The 16,606-nt window shown below is 54.1% G+C and carries 7 protein-coding genes, 2 tRNA genes and 4 rRNA genes; 11 read left to right on the top strand and 2 right to left on the bottom strand.

The features are described 5' to 3' along the window. Positions 1 to 6 precede the first annotated feature (6 nt). From smc to ACFKSJ_RS05830, 11 genes are all read left to right on the top strand, one after another. On the top strand, positions 7 to 3,447 hold the full coding sequence (smc, locus tag ACFKSJ_RS05880) for a chromosome segregation protein SMC (RefSeq protein WP_440951322.1): 3,441 nt from the start codon (positions 7 to 9) through the stop codon (positions 3,445 to 3,447). Then, positions 3,440 to 4,156 (top strand): segregation/condensation protein A, encoded by a 717-nt coding sequence (locus tag ACFKSJ_RS05875; RefSeq protein WP_440951321.1) that lies wholly within the window; start codon positions 3,440 to 3,442, stop codon positions 4,154 to 4,156. The genes smc and ACFKSJ_RS05875 overlap by 8 nt, the downstream gene beginning before the upstream one ends. Before the next feature lie 914 nt (positions 4,157 to 5,070). Then, a 16S ribosomal RNA gene (locus tag ACFKSJ_RS05870) occupies positions 5,071 to 6,537 on the top strand. A 61-nt stretch (positions 6,538 to 6,598) separates the two neighbouring features. After that, positions 6,599 to 6,671: transfer RNA gene (locus tag ACFKSJ_RS05865), tRNA-Thr, on the top strand. Positions 6,672 to 6,782: 111 nt separating this feature from the next. Beyond that, positions 6,783 to 9,707: ribosomal RNA gene (locus ACFKSJ_RS05860) — 23S ribosomal RNA — on the top strand. An 87-nt stretch (positions 9,708 to 9,794) separates the two neighbouring features. Continuing rightward, positions 9,795 to 9,866 (top strand) — tRNA-Cys (locus ACFKSJ_RS05855). A gap of 6 nt (positions 9,867 to 9,872) precedes the next feature. Beyond that, a 5S ribosomal RNA gene (gene rrf, locus ACFKSJ_RS05850) occupies positions 9,873 to 9,994 on the top strand. Positions 9,995 to 10,157: 163 nt separating this feature from the next. Next, a 5S ribosomal RNA gene (gene rrf / locus ACFKSJ_RS05845) occupies positions 10,158 to 10,279 on the top strand. The 16S, 23S and 5S rRNA genes sit together here with 2 tRNA genes alongside, the layout of an rRNA operon. A gap of 119 nt (positions 10,280 to 10,398) precedes the next feature. Continuing rightward, positions 10,399 to 10,869: a hypothetical protein gene (locus ACFKSJ_RS05840; RefSeq protein ID WP_440951320.1), complete on the top strand. Its 471-nt coding sequence runs from the start codon at positions 10,399 to 10,401 to the stop codon at positions 10,867 to 10,869. A gap of 167 nt (positions 10,870 to 11,036) precedes the next feature. Continuing rightward, a complete protein-coding gene (locus ACFKSJ_RS05835; protein ID WP_440951319.1) occupies positions 11,037 to 11,933 on the top strand; it encodes a hypothetical protein in 897 nt (298 codons plus the stop codon). A gap of 82 nt (positions 11,934 to 12,015) precedes the next feature. After that, positions 12,016 to 13,911, top strand: a complete 1,896-nt coding sequence (locus ACFKSJ_RS05830; protein WP_440951318.1) for a carbohydrate-binding protein — start codon at positions 12,016 to 12,018, stop codon at positions 13,909 to 13,911. 109 nt (positions 13,912 to 14,020) lie between these two features. Here ACFKSJ_RS05830 and ACFKSJ_RS05825 read toward each other — a convergent pair whose 3' ends face one another. Both ACFKSJ_RS05825 and ACFKSJ_RS05820 read right to left on the bottom strand, forming a co-directional pair. Beyond that, entirely contained in the window at positions 14,021 to 15,496 is a 1,476-nt protein-coding gene (locus tag ACFKSJ_RS05825) for an NEW3 domain-containing protein (RefSeq protein WP_440951317.1), read from the bottom strand. Beyond that, entirely contained in the window at positions 15,496 to 16,605 is a 1,110-nt protein-coding gene (locus ACFKSJ_RS05820) for an ABC transporter permease (RefSeq protein ID WP_440951316.1), read from the bottom strand. Before ACFKSJ_RS05820 ends, ACFKSJ_RS05825 begins: the two co-directional genes overlap by 1 nt. Between the last annotated feature and the right edge of the window lies 1 nt (position 16,606).

The following is a 16,606-nucleotide window of genomic DNA, read 5'->3' as shown; positions in this document are numbered from 1 at the left end:
CATCTTTTGTTCATCAAAGAGCTGGAGATCGACAACTTCAAGTCTTTCGGAAGGAAGACGAAAATTCCATTTTTTGAGGGTTTCTCGGTTGTTTCTGGGCCGAACGGTTCGGGAAAGAGTAATATCATCGATGCGATCCTCTTCGTGCTGGCACTCTCCAGCTCCCGAAACCTGCGTGCAGAGAAGCTGACCGACCTGATCAACCTGAACTCCAACCGGAACACCGCCGAGGTCGCCCTGACCTTCTCTGACGGGACGACGATCCGGAGAAAGATCAAGCGGACTGCGGCCGGTTACTACAGTTATAACTACATGAACAACCGGCTCTGCAAACAGAGTGAGATCAGTGCGTACCTCGCCGACCATGGGATCATACCTCATGGCTACAATGTCGTGATGCAGGGGGACATCACCCGGATCATGGAGATGAGCGACGGGGAACGGCGCAAGATCCTTGATGAGATCGCCGGTGTCGCCGAGTTCGATCAGAAACGTGACCAGGCCCTGGCTGAACTCGAGGTGGTCCGGGAACGGATCGAACGGGAGGAACTGCTGCTGCAGGAGGCGAATCGCCGTCTGGTTGAGCTGGAGAAGGAGCGGCAGCAGGCTCTGCTCTTCCAGGAACTGCAGCAGAAACTGGTATATTTCCAGGGTTGCAGGGCTGCAGCCCAACTCCATGAGAAGGAGCGTGAACTTGGGGGGCTGACCTCTCTCTTGGAGGAGTACCGGATATCCCAGGACCGGACCGTTCAGGACAGAAGTCTCGAGATGAACGAGCTCGCCTACCTCCGTGCCGATCAGAAGGAGATCGAGGCCGAGATCAACCGGAAATCCGGGGCCGAGTACCTGAAACTGATCAGTCTGCTTGAAGAGACCAAGGGGAACATCCGGAGCACCGAGCAAACGATCGCACGGCTGAAGCGGGAGAAGGAGACGAATCTCGAGCTGGTCAACCGCGTCTTTATGGACATCAAGCGTGCCGAGGGGAAGGTCACTGCCGATACGGAGGGGATCCGGGCGCTGACGATCGACCGGACGACGCTGGCGATGGAGCAGGCGATGATCCGGGCCAGGATCGAGAAGGTCGAGGGGTCCCTGGGGCATCAGCAGGCGGAGACCGGGGAGGCGCGTGAGCGACTCTTTGGTCTGCTCTCATCCCTTGAAGAGAGGAAAGGCGAGCGGTCGACTCTGCTTCACCAGAAGGATATGCTGATCGAAAAGAGCCGGATGCGCACAAAGGAGCAGGACCGGCTCTCGCAGCGGCTCGGCGAGGTGCGGAATGAGCGCACCGGAAAGGGGGGTCAGCAGCAGGAGTGGACCGAGGCGAGCCGGGTCATCGAGGAGGAGAAGCGTGGCATCGAGCGGCGTCTCTCTGAATCCGAACGCGGGCTCCTCTCCCGGCGGTCTTCGCTGGATGGGATCAGAAAGGAATTGAAGGCCCGCGAGCAGGAACTGATGCGGTACGAGGCCCAGCAGCAGGTGCAGGGCGATGCCGGCGGCCGGGCGCTCGAGGCGGTGCTCGGGATGGACGGTGTCTACGGGACGATCGCCAGGCTGGGGAAGGTACCGCCTGAGTATATGACCGCCCTGAACGTCGCGGCCGGCGGCCGGCTGCATAATGTGGTTGTCGAGGACGACCGGGTGGCGGCCGGGGCGATTCGCTACCTCAAGGAGGAGAAGGCCGGAAGGCTGACCTTCCTGCCGCTGACCAAACTCAAACCGGTCCCCCTGCCGCCGGTCGGCGGGGATGGGATCATCGGGTATGCCCGGCATCTGATCGCCTATGACCCACGGTACGACCCTGCCTTCGGGCAGGTCTTTGGGACCACGCTGGTCGTGGATACGCTCACCCGTGCCCGGACCCTGATGGGGAAGCACCGGATGGTGACCCTGGAGGGTGAACTGGTCGAGAAGAGCGGGGCGATGACCGGGGGGTTCCTGAAGAAGACGATCAAGGGCTTCTCGGCCTCGGTGGATGACGATATCCAGCGTTTGCAGGCGGTGATCGCCACGCTCGGTGAAGAGGCCTCTGATCTCGAGAATGGGATCAGCCGGCTGACTGCCGAGTCGGAGTTGCTCCGGACCCAGCGGTCGGAGGCGGACCAGCGTCTGGCCCGGTACCGGATCATGCTCGAGGAGTACGGTCATCGGAGCGAATCGCTGGCCGGCGAGCAGAAGACCCTTGAGGAAACCCTCGCCCAGATGGCCTCCGAGATGGAGGCCGGTGTCGCCGAGATCGCGGGGATTGAGTCGAGCCTGGACAGCACGGGAGACCAGATCGCCTCGATCAACCTTGAGATCGCAGCCCTGAAGAAACGGCTTGAAGGGACCGAGATCCCGGAACTGACCGAGCAGCTCGAGAAGCAGAGGAAAGAACTGGAGGAGACCGAACGGCGCCTTCGGAACAAGGAGTCAGACCTGGCCGATCTGCAGCGGGAACGGGCCTACTTCTCGAAAAGGGTCGAGGAGTTGAACCGTGACCGCGAGCAGGCGATCAGCCGGAATCTGGAGATCGACGGGGAGGCCGAGGGGGCCGGTGAACAGATCGCCCGGTACCGTGAGGAGATCGCCCGGCTGGAGGAGGAACAGAAGTCCTTCTCCGGGGAGCTTGAGGCCCTCCAGGAGAAGCGGAGTGGTGTCGCCACGCAGATCCAGGAGTCCGAACATCGGCTGATCGAGTTTGATACCGGGATTGAGCGGATCAAACTGCAGATCACTGCAACCCAGGAGCGGATGGCAGTGGTCTCGAGTGAGATCGCTGTGATCTGTGAACAGGCCGCCGGGGTCGAGACGACGCTGACCCTTGATGAGATCGAGGAAGGGATTGCCACGACCGATCGGGCGATACGGAAACTCGGGGCTGTGAACATGCTGGCTGTTGAGGAGTATGCCCGTGTTGAAGAGCGGGTGAGTGAGCGGCGGGAGAAGAAGGAGATCCTCTCGGTGGAGCGTTCCAGCCTGATGGAGCGGATCGAGGGGTTCGAGAAGATGAAGTATGATGCCTTCATGGCTGCATATACGGCGATCAATGAGAACTTCCGGACTATCTTCGCACGCCTGACCAGCGGTACGGGCCGGCTGATCCTCGATAATGATGAGGATCCGTTCGCCGGCGGTCTCACCTTTGCGGTGCAGCCCCGGGACAAGGTGGTCCATCTGTTGAATGCACTGAGTGGCGGTGAGAAGTCGCTCACCACACTTGCGTTCATCTTCTCGATCCAGCAGCACATCCCGGCGCCGTTCTATGCCCTGGACGAGGTGGATATGTCGCTCGATGGTTCGAATGTCGAACGGATCGCAGCGATGCTCAAGGAGATCTCCAACACCTCACAGTTCATCATCGTCTCCCTCCGAAAGCCGATGATCGAACAGGCCGATCGGATCCTCGGGGTGACGGTCCGTCCGGACAAGAGTACCCTTGTGACCGGGGTAAAGATGAATGTCTGAGGACCCGATCGAGATCCTTGTCCAGCTCGCCGAGCGGGGCGAGATCGATCCCTGGAAGATCGATATCGTCGAGGTGACCGACCGGTTCTTTTCAGAACTGGAACGGCGAAAGGAGATGGACCTGCGGGTATCGGGCAGGGCCCTCTTCTATGCGTCTCTTCTCCTCCGGATTAAATCCGAATGTTTTGGGATTCCTGATGATGATGGCGAAGAGGAGTTCATCGAGGAGATCGCCGACGAGGAGGAGGTGCCTGACTGGGATATGGACTGTGCGACATCGATTGCCGACAGTCCGATCGATCTGCTCGAACGGGAGATCAAGCGCCGGCTCGAGCGAAAGCATCTGCGGAAACGGCCGGAGACGCTCTTTGAACTGATCACGGCTCTCCGTTACCTGGAGAAGGACGAGCGGCGGAGGCAGCGGTCCCGGACGATCGGTGAACGGCAGATGATCACGGCGGAGGATGTGGTCGGGATCGCTCATGATGAGGGGTACCGGGATGCAGCCGTGCTTGTGCTGGAGTGGTGCACGGAGTCCTTCGCTGAGGGGCGGGTGCTGACGGTTGAGGATCTGGCCGTCGAGATGGGATGGAATGTGGCCGATGTCTACATCCCGCTCCTCTTTCTGATGCTGGACGGGATGGTTGCCCTCGTTCAATCGGATTTCTTCGGCGCGATCTGCATCATGCCGTATGGGGACGGGGACTGAGGTCGGTCTGTTCACCTGGTTCCGGATCTGCGCGTGCACCATTTTTCCCGGTTGCTTGGGGGTGCCGCCCAGGAAATCCTGATGTTCGGATTGCAGATTATCAGGGGTTCGCCAGAGTGCAATTTCTCAAATAATTTACGATATTTTTCTGATTTTGCCGCGTCATGGTGCGCGCAATCGGTACAGTTCGATCGCCGGCCCCGGTTCTTCCTGGTGTGGCAGGTCTTCTGAAATGATTGTGAAGGTCTCTGGAATTCCATAAAATCTGCGCGATTGTGGAGAATTTTTGGAAAAAATAACTGGATTTTCGATCATTATGCAATTGATTCTGGTAAATTCTGGTCAAGGATTATATAGAGCCGGGTGCAATGCTGATATCCAACTATGGTGAAGAACCAAGCGGCCTGGTCATGGATCAGGTTGGTTCTGATGGTGGATGTGGACAAGGTTTATTAAGGCCTGCGTCCAACATAAGTATCTCGCGTTGTATCATCAACCCGAGTGATTGTGGTGGATTTTCTCCAAATCCGATTCCTAGAATCCGGTTTTGCAGTAAAGTATATATGCACCTGCGTTCAACATAAGTATCTCGCGTTGCGAAGTCGACACGAGTGGTTGTGGGGGACGAATGCTCTCGTCCGATTCGATGAATCGGGCCTGTAGCAAGGTATATATGTGCCGGCGTCCAACATAAGTATCTCGCGTTGTAACAAACAACGACAGCGAGCAAACGTCTGTGCAAGTGTGCAGATAGTTTACGGTAATACAATAGGATATTACCCTCTGTGATGGAGAATCGATTCGACCGACGAGATCGGTTTCGGTTCTGACATTGATACTGGCAATGTGGAATTTTGTTTAGTAACTGCCAATTCCATTAAAATTTCAGATAGTATTGTGTGTATTTCAAATTAATTCTGGTTGATCCTGCCAGAGGCCACTGCTATCGGAGTTCGATTAAGCCATGCGAGTCGAGAGGGTTCGGCCCTCGGCGTACTGCTCAGTAACACGTGGATAACCTACCCTAAGGTGGGAGATAACCCCGGGAAACTGGGGATAATACCCCATAGTCTATGGAAGCTGGAATGCTCTATAGTTGAAAGATTTATCGCCTTAGGATGGGTCTGCGGCCGATTAGGTAGTTGTTGGGGTAACGGCCCAACAAGCCTTTGATCGGTACGGGTTGTGGGAGCAAGAGCCCGGAGATGGATTCTGAGACACGAATCCAGGCCCTACGGGGCGCAGCAGGCGCGAAAACTTTACAATGCGGGAAACCGTGATAAGGGAACTCCGAGTGCCCGTAAACGCGGGCTGTCCATCTGCTTAAAAAACAGGTGAAGAAAGGGCCGGGCAAGACCGGTGCCAGCCGCCGCGGTAATACCGGCGGCTCGAGTGGTGGCCACTATTACTGGGCTTAAAGCGTCCGTAGCTTGGTTGTTAAGTCTCTTGGGAAATCTGTCGGCTTAACCGACAGGCGTTTAAGGGATACTGGCAATCTAGGGACCGGGAGAGGTGAGAGGTACTCCAGGGGTAGGAGTGAAATCCTGTAATCCTTGGGGGACCACCTGTGGCGTAGGCGTCTCACCAGAACGGCTCCGACAGTGAGGGACGAAAGCTGGGGGAGCAAACCGGATTAGATACCCGGGTAGTCCCAGCCGTAAACGATGCGCGTTAGGTGTATCGGTGACCACGAGTCACCGAGGTGCCGAAGGGAAACCGTGAAACGTGCCGCCTGGGAAGTACGGTCGCAAGGCTGAAACTTAAAGGAATTGGCGGGGGAGCACCACAACAGGTGGAGCCTGCGGTTTAATCGGACTCAACGCCGGAAACCTCACCGGATAAGACAGCGGGATGATAGCCAGGCTGAAGACTTTGCTTGACTAGCTGAGAGGAGGTGCATGGCCGTCGTCAGTTCGTACTGTGAAGCATCCTGTTAAGTCAGGCAACGAGCGAGACCCACGCCAACAGTTGCTAGCATGTCCTTCGGGATGATGAGGACACTGTTGGGACCGCCTCTGCTAAAGAGGAGGAAGGAATGGGCAACGGTAGGTCAGCATGCCCCGAATTATCCGGGCTACACGCGGGCTACAATGGGCAGGACAATGGGTATCGACACCGAAAGGTGAAGGCAATCTCTTAAACCTGTCCGTAGTTCGGATTGCGGGTTGCAACTCGCCCGCATGAAGCTGGAATCTGTAGTAATCGCGTCTCAAAATGGCGCGGTGAATATGTCCCTGCTCCTTGCACACACCGCCCGTCAAACCACTCGAGTGGGGTCTTGATGAGGCTGCGGTTTTCGCCGTAGTCGAATCTAGGTTCCGCAAGAGGGGTTAAGTCGTAACAAGGTAGCCGTAGGGGAATCTGCGGCTGGATCACCTCCTAATGAATTGGAGTTGGCAGTTGCTGAACAGAACACAAAATAGCCAGTGTCAATAAAGCAGAGGGCTCATAGCTCAGTTGGAAGAGCGCCACCCTTGTGGGGTGGAGGCCATAGGTTCAAATCCTATTGAGTCCACTTTCGATGCACCTGGAGATGTGAATCTCCCGGGAAGGGCTGAAGGTTAATGACCTGACGATGCCGTGTAATGGTTTAGCACTCTGGACGTTAAATGGGTTCAACATCAAAGAGTACTAGAATTTAAGCCTATCAGTGGATGGCTCGGTTCGAGAGCCGATTAAGGGCGTGCCAAGCTGCGATAAGCTTCGGGGAGGCGCACGGAGCCTACGATCCGAAGATACCCTAATGGGACATCCTGGCACTTTTGTGTCGATCCGTAAGGATTGGGAACGCCCCGAATTGAAACATCTTAGTAGGGGCAGGAGAAGAAATCAATCGAGATGTCGTTAGTAGAGGCGATCGAACACGACGGAGTTCAAACTGAATCCCGCAAGGGAGATGTGGTGTTGTAAGCTCACTGTTATGATCTTCAATGTTAAGTGAAAGTCGTCTGGAACGTCGTACCATAGAGGGTGATAGTCCCGTACACGTACACAGCGAAGATCTAGGTGAAGTCTTGAGTACCGTGGGTCGGAATTCTCGCGGGAATCTGGGAGTCACTAACTTCCAAAACTAAATACTCCTCGAAACCGATAGCGTATTAGTAGCGTGAGCGAAGGCTGAAAAGTAACCCCAGAAAGGTGGTTAAAAGTGCCTGAAATTGATAGGTGATAGCGGGTTATAGCGTTAAAGGATCTTCCATACGAAGAAACCCGTCGCGAGGCGGTAGTACGGGTATGGTTGCCAATGTTATAACGTACGTTTTGAAGAACGGGCCAGAGAGTTTATTCTGTTGGCGAAGGTTAACCCGAAAGGGGAGCCGAAGGGAAACCAACAAGTCTGTAGCCTTCGGGTGTGAGACGGCGTATTAAAAGTGCGCGGAGTCAGCAGGATAAGACCCGAAGCCTAGTGATCTATGCGTGGGCAGGTTGAAGCGTGACGAAAGTTGCGTGGAGGACCGAATGGGGTTTTGATATGCAAATCATTCCCGTGACCTGTGTATAGGAGTGAAAGATTAATCGAACTAGGCATCCGCTGGTTCCTCTCGAAACATGTCGCAGCATGACCTGGCTGGAGATCGATAGTGAGGTAGAGCACTGATTGGGGGAGCTGGGGAAGAAATTCCTCACCCCCCTGTCAAACTCCAAACTCCCTATCATCGTAGAAGGCTGGAAGTCCGGGCTACGGGGTAAGCTTGTAGTCCGTAAGGGAGACAACCCAGACCGAGGTTAATGTCCCTCAATGTAGGTTAAGTGTCAACACTGAAAGCGGTCCTAGGCCAAAGACAACTGGGAGGTGAGCTCAGAAGCAGCTATCCTTCAAAAAGTGCGTAACAGCTTACCAGTCAAGGTTTAGGGCACTGAAAATGGACGGGGCTAAAACCTACTACAGAGACCTCGGGGCACCGCAAGGTGATCCAGTAGAGAGGCGTTCTGCATGGGTGGAAGCTGGGGCGTAAGTTCCAGTGGACCGTGTAGAAATGAGAATTCTGGCAATAGTAGAAGCAAAGTTGGGTGAGAATCCCAACCGCCGCAGGGGCTAGGTTTCCTTGGCAATGTTCGTCAGCCAAGGGTTAGTCGGTCCTAAGACGTACCGTAACTCGAGTACGCCAACAGGGAAACAGGTTAATATTCCTGTACCATCTAGTTTTAAGCGCAAGCCCTGACGCTTTGGGATATGCTGGGCAGAGTTGTCGCTCTGTCTAAGCGTCGAATTCTGTGGAGTACCGTAATGGTGAGAAGCAGAGGAATACGTGATGGGGAAACCCAGCAAATTCCTGGAGCCCGTGAAAAGGGAATTAGATGTCCGTACCGAGAACCGACACAGGTGCCCCTCGCTGAAGAGGCGAAGGCGTGTCGGATTTAATTGTGTTAAGGGAACTCGGCAAATTGGCCCCGTAACTTCGGAATAAGGGGTGCCTGCCTGGAGATCAGGCAGGTCGCAGTGACCAGGGAGCTCTAACTGTCTAATAACAACATAGCAGACTGCAACTCGGAAACGACTAGTATAGTCTGTGATTCCTGCCCAGTGCAAGTATCTGAACACCCGGTTCAACGGGACGAAGGACTTGTAAACGGCGGGGGTAACTATGACCCTCTTAAGGTAGCGTAGTACCTTGTCGCTTAATTGGCGACTTGCATGAATGGATTAATGAGAGCTCTACTGTCCCTAACACAAATCCGTTGAACTTTTTGTCCTAGTGCAGAGACTAGGGACTCCTAATGGGAAGTGAAGACCCCGTGGAGCTTTACTGCAGCCTGTCGTTGAGTTACGGTGTTACTTGCGCAGTGTAGATGGGAGGCGTTATATCCGTTTCTTTCGGGAAACGGGGAGCCAACAATGAGACACCATCCTTGTTACACTGTAACTCTCACTCCTTTGTGAGGACATCGATAGGTAGGCAGTTTGGGTGGGGCGCCACACCCTCGAAAAAATATCAAGGGTGCCCTAAGGTCAACTCATGTGAGTCAGAAACTCACAGGAGAGTGTCAAGAGCATAAGTTGGCCTGACGCGATCATGAAAAGCAAATGATCGCGAGAGGAAACTCGGGTCTAACGAACCAATATGTCCTTTTGGTGAGGGCTATTGACTACAGAAAAGCTACCCCGGGGATAACAGAGTCGTCGCCGGCAAGAGCACATATCGACCCGGCGGCTTGCTACCTCGATGTCGGTTCTTTCCATCCTGGCCGTGCAGCAGCGGCCAAGGGTGAGGTTGTTCGCCTATTAAAGGGGATCGTGAGCTGGGTTTAGACCGTCGTGAGACAGGTCGGTTACTATCTATTAGGAGTGTCAGGAGTCTGAAGGCAAGAATGAAATAGTACGAGAGGAACTTTCACTCGTCGCCACTGGTTGATCGGTTGTCTGACAAGGCAATGCCGAGCAGCTACGCGATAAGGGATAAAAGCTGAAAGCATCTAAGCTTGAAACCCAGCCTAAAAAGAGACTCCGTTGAGGACATGGATAAAAGATCCGTTTGATAGACTTGGGATGTAAGCACGAAGGTTACGACGTGTTCAGTCCGCAAGCACTAACGTCCAAACTCTAGTACTTGCAACTTGAGTTGAACCCAGACGAAATCTGGAGTGCTAAACCATTATTTTTATTACTAATCTGAGTAATAAAAATATACACACGGCTGCCAAGGTGGCGGAGCGGCCACGCGGCTGATTGCAGATCAGCTACACTCCGGTTCAAATCCGGACCTTGGCTTTGGGTAATAGCGGCCATAGCAGCTGGGAAACACCTGGACCCATTCCGAACCCAGAAGTTAAGCCAGTTCACGTACTATATTGTACTGAGGTACGCGAGTCCTCGGGAACTATAATACGCTGCTATTACCCTTCTTATGCATCGAAAAGCATGCTGTTTTCAATGAATTTTTGTATTGTTCTCTCTTGAGAGTGACAACGCTTCATATCCGTTCATTCGTACAGTCGACAGGTTTTTTTCGAAGGGATATTTTTACGTAATTATTATTATTAATCATCATCCATCATCGGTACTGGCGGCCATAGCAATCGGGACACACCTGGACCCATGCCGAACCCAGAAGTTAAGCCGGTTTACGTCGTATGCTGTACTGAGGTACGCGAGTCCTCGGGAACCATACAGCGTTGCCAGTATCGTTCTTATTCATCGCTGTTTTCAATGTGTTTTATTTGGTACCGATTGGAGATATTCCAGCCCGGGCCATCGTGATATCCACTTATTCGTCGAGTAATTCTTTTCGAGTGGATGTTTTTTGTTTGAAAAAGAGAGTTCCTTTGTGATCGCTGGCACTCTCATAATGGGACTTGTGGACGTCTGGCGTTCGGCCACGGCACACGAGAGCCAGCCGGCAGATAAGTATACTGTCCCGGCTCCCCTTTCTCTTTGTGAAGAATCTCCCCTGGCAGGCCGTGTCGGTAATGTCTGCCTCGATGCAGGAGATGAACCCGCCCAGGTCCGGAACAAGTTCGGCGTACATCTGGCGCTTGTGGTTCCGATTTCTCATGTCCATCTTGATGAAGCGGGTGCGGTCGCCCAGGAATGGCGACAGTTCGAGGGCGAGCGGGGAGAAGCCGGCACCGAGGTTGAGGATGAGGGTCGGTTTTGCACTGTTCTGTACGAGGGCTTCGACTGGGTATTTGATGAAGTGCTTCCGGTTGATGATCCGATACCAGGAAGGGTTCTCTGTTTGCTGTCAAGGCTGAAAGAATTCCTCGTAAAGTAGTATTCTTGCATTTGGATTCAATAATGGTAATAACGCGCTGGAAACCGAAGAAGGTATGTTTATATCGATTATCAACTCAATCAATACGTGTCTATACAGTGAATCTCTTATAGAATACCTTCAACCACTCATACCATGATGAACGTCTCTTCATCCCTTTGAATAATATGCCTACAATCGATGATTATCTGGAGCAACTTCATCATGGTGTCTGGGAAGTGGTGATATCAAAAGAGGATGTAACCGATCCGTTGAGTGATGCATGGAAGCGGTCTCCGATCAATGTTCCAACTCCCGGTACCATCGCGAGTTACAGAAATGGTCAATACCATGTTCATGAAACCAAAAACGAGTGGCGGGTTCATCTGGACAGATATGATCCGAAAATTCATCCAATTCTTCATCTGATCGATGATGCACCTCTCTTTCTCATGATCTTTGAGACGATGATAATGCTCTTCTCTGAGGCACGAGGCAGGTCGAACACTACTGAAAGGATAATTAAGGATCAACTGGTATTTCTAAAGAATGGGCTTTTTTCTGGCATATTTCTCCTCTTCCTTGGATCAACCTTCATCATCTCTCCAGAATTTGATTATTACAGCATATTTCAGATAATTCTTCCGCTCATCGTCATTATTGCCGGGTTCGTATCAATGGGCAGGGGTATGACATGGCGTCCTCTGTATACTGCCGATCTGAAAAAAATTATCATTGGGGGAGCAATTTTATTCGTAGGGCTGATTCTCTCTGTATTTCCGATCATGATCTGGAATATTATTTTGCTTTCAGTTCTCTGTATCTGGATGTTATCGAGTGCACTTATGCTGCTTAACAGGGTTAGAAAGGGAAAGTCTGCTGTTCTCGAGGGATTTTACAGCAGGTTTGTCATTGCTGTCATCTCTCTCTTCCTCGCTGTGGGAATTTTCGTTATTCCCGATGCAATTCTTACGTTGTTCATGATGATCTCTGGAGTTATCATAATCCTGGTCGGTTGTACTCTGATTGGTACCACCCTTAAACTGAAGGGCAGATCATATACCTGTCCAGAAGATACGATGTAACCTTCCCTCTCCGGTGCCGGCATGGTGACGCCCATGAGACCGACCGATAGTCTCATCATCTCTCTCGTGGTATTCACGATTTATGAAACCAGTATCATTCTTAATTCTCCTGGTGCTGCTGTGTGCTGTTGTTCATACCGTCTCTGCTGAGGAGACCTATGTCTTCGCCGGGAAGTGGGGGACCGACGGCTCCGAGGATGGCCAGTTCAACTTTCCCGCGGACCTCGCGTTGGATGGCGCCGGGAATGTCTACGTGACTGATCAGGGCAACCAGCGGATCCAGAAGTTCACGTCTGACGGGACGTTTGTTTCGGAGTGGGGAACCGGGGACTCCGAGCCTGGCAACTCCTATGGTCTCTCGGGGATCGTGGTGGACGGCGCAGGCAATGTTTTCGTCACGGAAACAGGGACGTTCCGCGTCCTGAAGTTCACATCGACCGGCACCCTGATCACGAAGTGGGGGACCGAGGGCACCGCCGATGGCCAGTTCTACTCTCCCAATGATGTTGCGGTGGACGGCGAGGGCAACGTCTATGTCACGGATATTTTTCACGCGGGCAGCAGGCCCCGCATCCAGAAGTTCACATCGGACGGGGCGTTTGTTTTGAAGTGGCGGACGTTTGACGATGAGGTCACGTACAGTCAGCCGGCGGGTATCGCGGTCGACAGTGAGGGCACCGTCTATGTGGTCGATCTGAGGAGAAACCGCATCCTGAAGTTCACGCCGACCGGCACCCTGCTCGGAGAGTGGGGAACCACGGGCTCCGGCGACGGTCAGTTCGACCTCCCGGCGGGTATCGCGGTGGACGGCGAGGGCTACGTCTATGTCACGGAACCCTATGCCCACCGGGTCCAGAAGTTCACATCGAACGGGACGTTCGTCACGAAGTGGGGAACCGAAGGCTCCGGGGATGGCCAATTCAACCATCCCGCAGGCATCGCGGTCGACAGCGCGGGCACTGTTTATGTCATCGACAGTTGGAACCATCGGATCCAGATGTTCAGACAGGGAGCGACGCCGTCGCTGACGCCGACAGTACCCCCAACATCCACGCCGACGATGACTGCAACCCCTACATCCACGACGACCCTGAATGTAACACCGACATCCACATCGGACGTGAATGATACACCGATAGTCACGTTGACGACAACCACGTTCACGCCGTCACCGACTGAGATTTCGGGGACGCCGCAGACGACCCCCTACGGCTCCGGCAACACCATCCCCGGGCGGATCGAGGCAGAGAACTTCGATATGAGCGGCACCGGGGTGGCCGACGCATCCTACGCTGACACGTCCCTCGCGAACGAGGGCGGCGCGTACCGCACGTCCGAGGGTGTCGACATCGAGTATACCGCCGGCATCGGGTCTCACAATGTCGGGTGGATCCGCGCTGGCGAGTACCTGATCTACACGGTCCAGGTCGCGAACACGGACCAGTACCTCGCGCAGTTCAACGCCGCAAACCCTGACGCGTGGAACAAGGTGGTCGACGTCTATGTCGACGGTACGAAGTTCGGCACGGTGCAGATCGGCAGTACCGGCTCGTTCACGACCTTCACCACGTTCGCCTTCCCGATCTCGCTTTCGGCCGGCACGCACCAGATCAAGCTCGCGTTCCCGTCCGAACGCCTGAACCTGGACTACGTCGAGTTCGCACAGGGGGATATCCCGATTACGACCACCACGACTCCAACCCCGACAACGGGACCGGCGAGCTTCGTCGCCGTTCCGGCAACGGCTCCGCACGGCTCCGCGTTCACGTTCACCGTGATGCCGGCGTCCGGCAAGATCATCCGGTCGGCCTGGTGGTCGTTTGACTACCCGGCCCACTGGAACACCTGGAACTCGCGGGCGGCCACGCCGACGTTCTTCTATCCATGGGCCGGCACCTACAGTCCGTACGTGAAACTGACCTACACAGACGGCACGACAGAAGAGGTCACCAGAGGCAATTACATCACCTCTACCTGAACCGGGGCATTTCACCCGGTTCATTTTACTATTCCCTATCTCTGTTTTCGGCTCATCTCGGCCAGGGGGTCAGAGGGGACGCTGTTTCTCTCTAATAAAAAAAGAATGATCATCGACGGTTGTACTTCCTGAACATGTAATACACCCCGCCTCCTATGAGCATGAGAAGGGCAATCCCGAAGATTGCGATGAGCGACTGTTCATGCACGACGACCCGGAAATCATCGCTCTTCTCAGTCTGGTCAGAGGTCACCTTCACCGAGACCTTGTACTCACTTGCCACAATGTTTCCCGGGGGGACGATCCGCAGTTTCACGGTGGCGGACTCTCCAGGGGGAATACCGGCGATAGTTTCGGGAGAGATATCGGCGTTCCAGCCGTCCGGCGCAGATATGACGGTGCTGACATTCGTGAGGGTTCCGGCATTGCCGGTATTTGTCAGACGGATACTGAAGGTGAGGGAGTCTCCCTTGTTCACAGAATACTGGTACTGGTCAGCGTATACCTTGAGTTCATAACTGCCCTTGATCTTTGCCGTCAGGTTTTCGGCATAGGATGTCGCTGACGAATCGATAACAAGAGGGATCCGGTAATCACCCACCGTAACATCGTGCGGTGGGATCGCCTCGACGACCATCGCCTTCTCCTCCCCACTCTTGAGGAAGACCTCTGATATGTCCGTGCCGGGGGCGGCTTTTTCCTCGTACCGGACGTACCAGTCCTGCGGAAGATTTTCAGAACCAAGGCGGAACGTGTCATCGCCCTTCCCAATGTTACGGATCGTCAGGTCGTACCGGGGTTTTGTGTCGGCTGTGGTCGTGATCACCGGAGAGTTGAGGGTGATCTCTGCAGCGAACTGGTTCTTTTCCAGCATCACCGTTCCTGCATCAGTCGTGTTGCCGCCTTTGATCTGGATATCTTTCTTCTCCACATCCTTATAGCCGGCCCGGCCGATCCGGAGGGTGTACTTCCCTGGCGCGACATCAGTTGAGACTTTCCCATCGGCGGTGCTCATCACCTGGTCGATGTTGACCTGATCCGAACTCCTGATGATGGCCACCTGTGCCCCCTTGATCTTCTCACCATCCTTATCGGCAACACTGAGTTGGAGCGTCCCTTTCTCCCCGATATGGGTCTCGGAGATGGTTATGTACACCCAGTACCAGCCGTCTCCAACATGGACCCGGAGGGCATATTCACCAACCGGTGTCTCCGAACTCGTGTCGACAACAAGTTTGATGGATTTTGATCCGTTCGTAGGGAGAGAGATCTTGTTGATCTCCGTATCCCCTTCCTTGTACCGGACATCCCATCCGTACTTATCAATATCGGAGGATTCACACCATATATTCCTGTTAATTTCCTGTCCGCGATTCTGGATATTCAGGTCAAATGTTGTGGTCGTCCCCGCCTCAATCACCTGTCCGGGTAGATTGCAGGATATGGCGACATCGGTATCCTGCGAAAAAGATCGGTCTGCCGAGGCCGGCTCAGGGAGGAGAAGAAGAACTCCTACAACGATGATCAGGCTGATGATGAGGAGAGGATTTGTCCCCCGCTTATTCCTGAATACGGACCCGGTCATCATCGCACATCCATCCGCATGAACCGCATGTAGGCAAGACCGAAGAACACTGCAGGGAAGAGGAGGAGGGCAATAATATTGGCGATGATCTTTCCCAGGATATCCTCGATACCGGCAGACACCGTCTTAGTGGTGCTGAATGAGGTGACGACATTGCTCGATCTCCCTATCATTTCGGTGGTGGAGGTCCGGTAGGTGATGGACGAAGTGATTGCATCATAATTCATGGTAGGAGAGAAGAGGGCGAGTGTGTCGTGTACCATCTGGCGCTTATCAGAGTAGGCCTGCATCCGGTCATTGAATTTTTTCCAGGCATCGCTGTTGCTGTTACTGGTACTGGCCGGGCCATTCACGATAACCATCCCCGTAGATGAACCGGTGGAGTTGGTCGAGATCTGCATCTGGTCGAGGAGTTCCTGTGGGAGTTCCGGCTGGCTGCCGATGAGGTTCTCCATCACCGTGTCGTTGGCCAGCGTCGGGACGAGGACTGAAAGTACGATGAAGATGATGATGGTGTAGATGAGTGCCGACCCGCTCTCGTCCATGGCCGTTGACATGAAGAGGGCGATGGCGAAGTATGAGAAGATCAGCAGGAACGAGACCCCGGCAAACACGGCGATCAAGACAAGTTCGTTCCCATCCGGGACGATGCCGTACACCAACAGGGTCGCAAGGGCGATGAAGAGCACCACCCCGAGCGCACACCCGAGGGCGATGATCCCGCCCAGTGCCTTGCCGTTGATCACCTCGTCGCGATATACCGGGTGAGAGAGGAGGATCTTCAGCGACTTGCTCTCCTTCTCCTTGGAGACAAGGTCGAACCCCATGGCAATCCCAAGCACGCCTCCGACAAATACGAGGTACGTGGCGACCGATGAGAAGATCCCGAGGATGGACGGCTTCTCCGACATATATCCGCTCATTTCCGATGAGATGGCTGACTGGCCTTTGTTATACTGATCGAGGGTCTTGTTATACTCGGAGATCCCTCCGATCATGCCAACAATGGCAACGACAAGGAGGATCCCGAAGATTAAGAGGAATTTGCGGCTCCTGACGTGGTCGAAGAACTCCTTCTGTGCGATGGTGAAAAGTCTGTTTCCCGTCATT

Origin of the sequence: Methanosphaerula subterraneus (assembly GCF_052055875.1) — an archaeon.
Classification (GTDB): domain Archaea; phylum Halobacteriota; class Methanomicrobia; order Methanomicrobiales; family Methanospirillaceae; genus Methanosphaerula; species Methanosphaerula subterraneus.
This window is presented reverse-complemented; position numbering and strand designations above follow the sequence as displayed.

Excerpts from the sequence above, each read along its gene's own strand:
- ACFKSJ_RS05875 (WP_440951321.1), top strand. The coding sequence starts at position 3,440 with ATGTCTGAGGACCCGATCGAGATCCTTGTCCAGCTCGCCGAGCGGGGC.
- ACFKSJ_RS05835 (WP_440951319.1), top strand. The coding sequence starts at position 11,037 with ATGCCTACAATCGATGATTATCTGGAGCAACTTCATCATGGTGTCTGG.
- ACFKSJ_RS05830 (WP_440951318.1), top strand. The coding sequence starts at position 12,016 with ATGAAACCAGTATCATTCTTAATTCTCCTGGTGCTGCTGTGTGCTGTT.
- ACFKSJ_RS05825 (WP_440951317.1), bottom strand. The coding sequence starts at position 15,496 with ATGACCGGGTCCGTATTCAGGAATAAGCGGGGGACAAATCCTCTCCTC.
- ACFKSJ_RS05820 (WP_440951316.1), bottom strand. The coding sequence starts at position 16,605 with ATGACGGGAAACAGACTTTTCACCATCGCACAGAAGGAGTTCTTCGAC.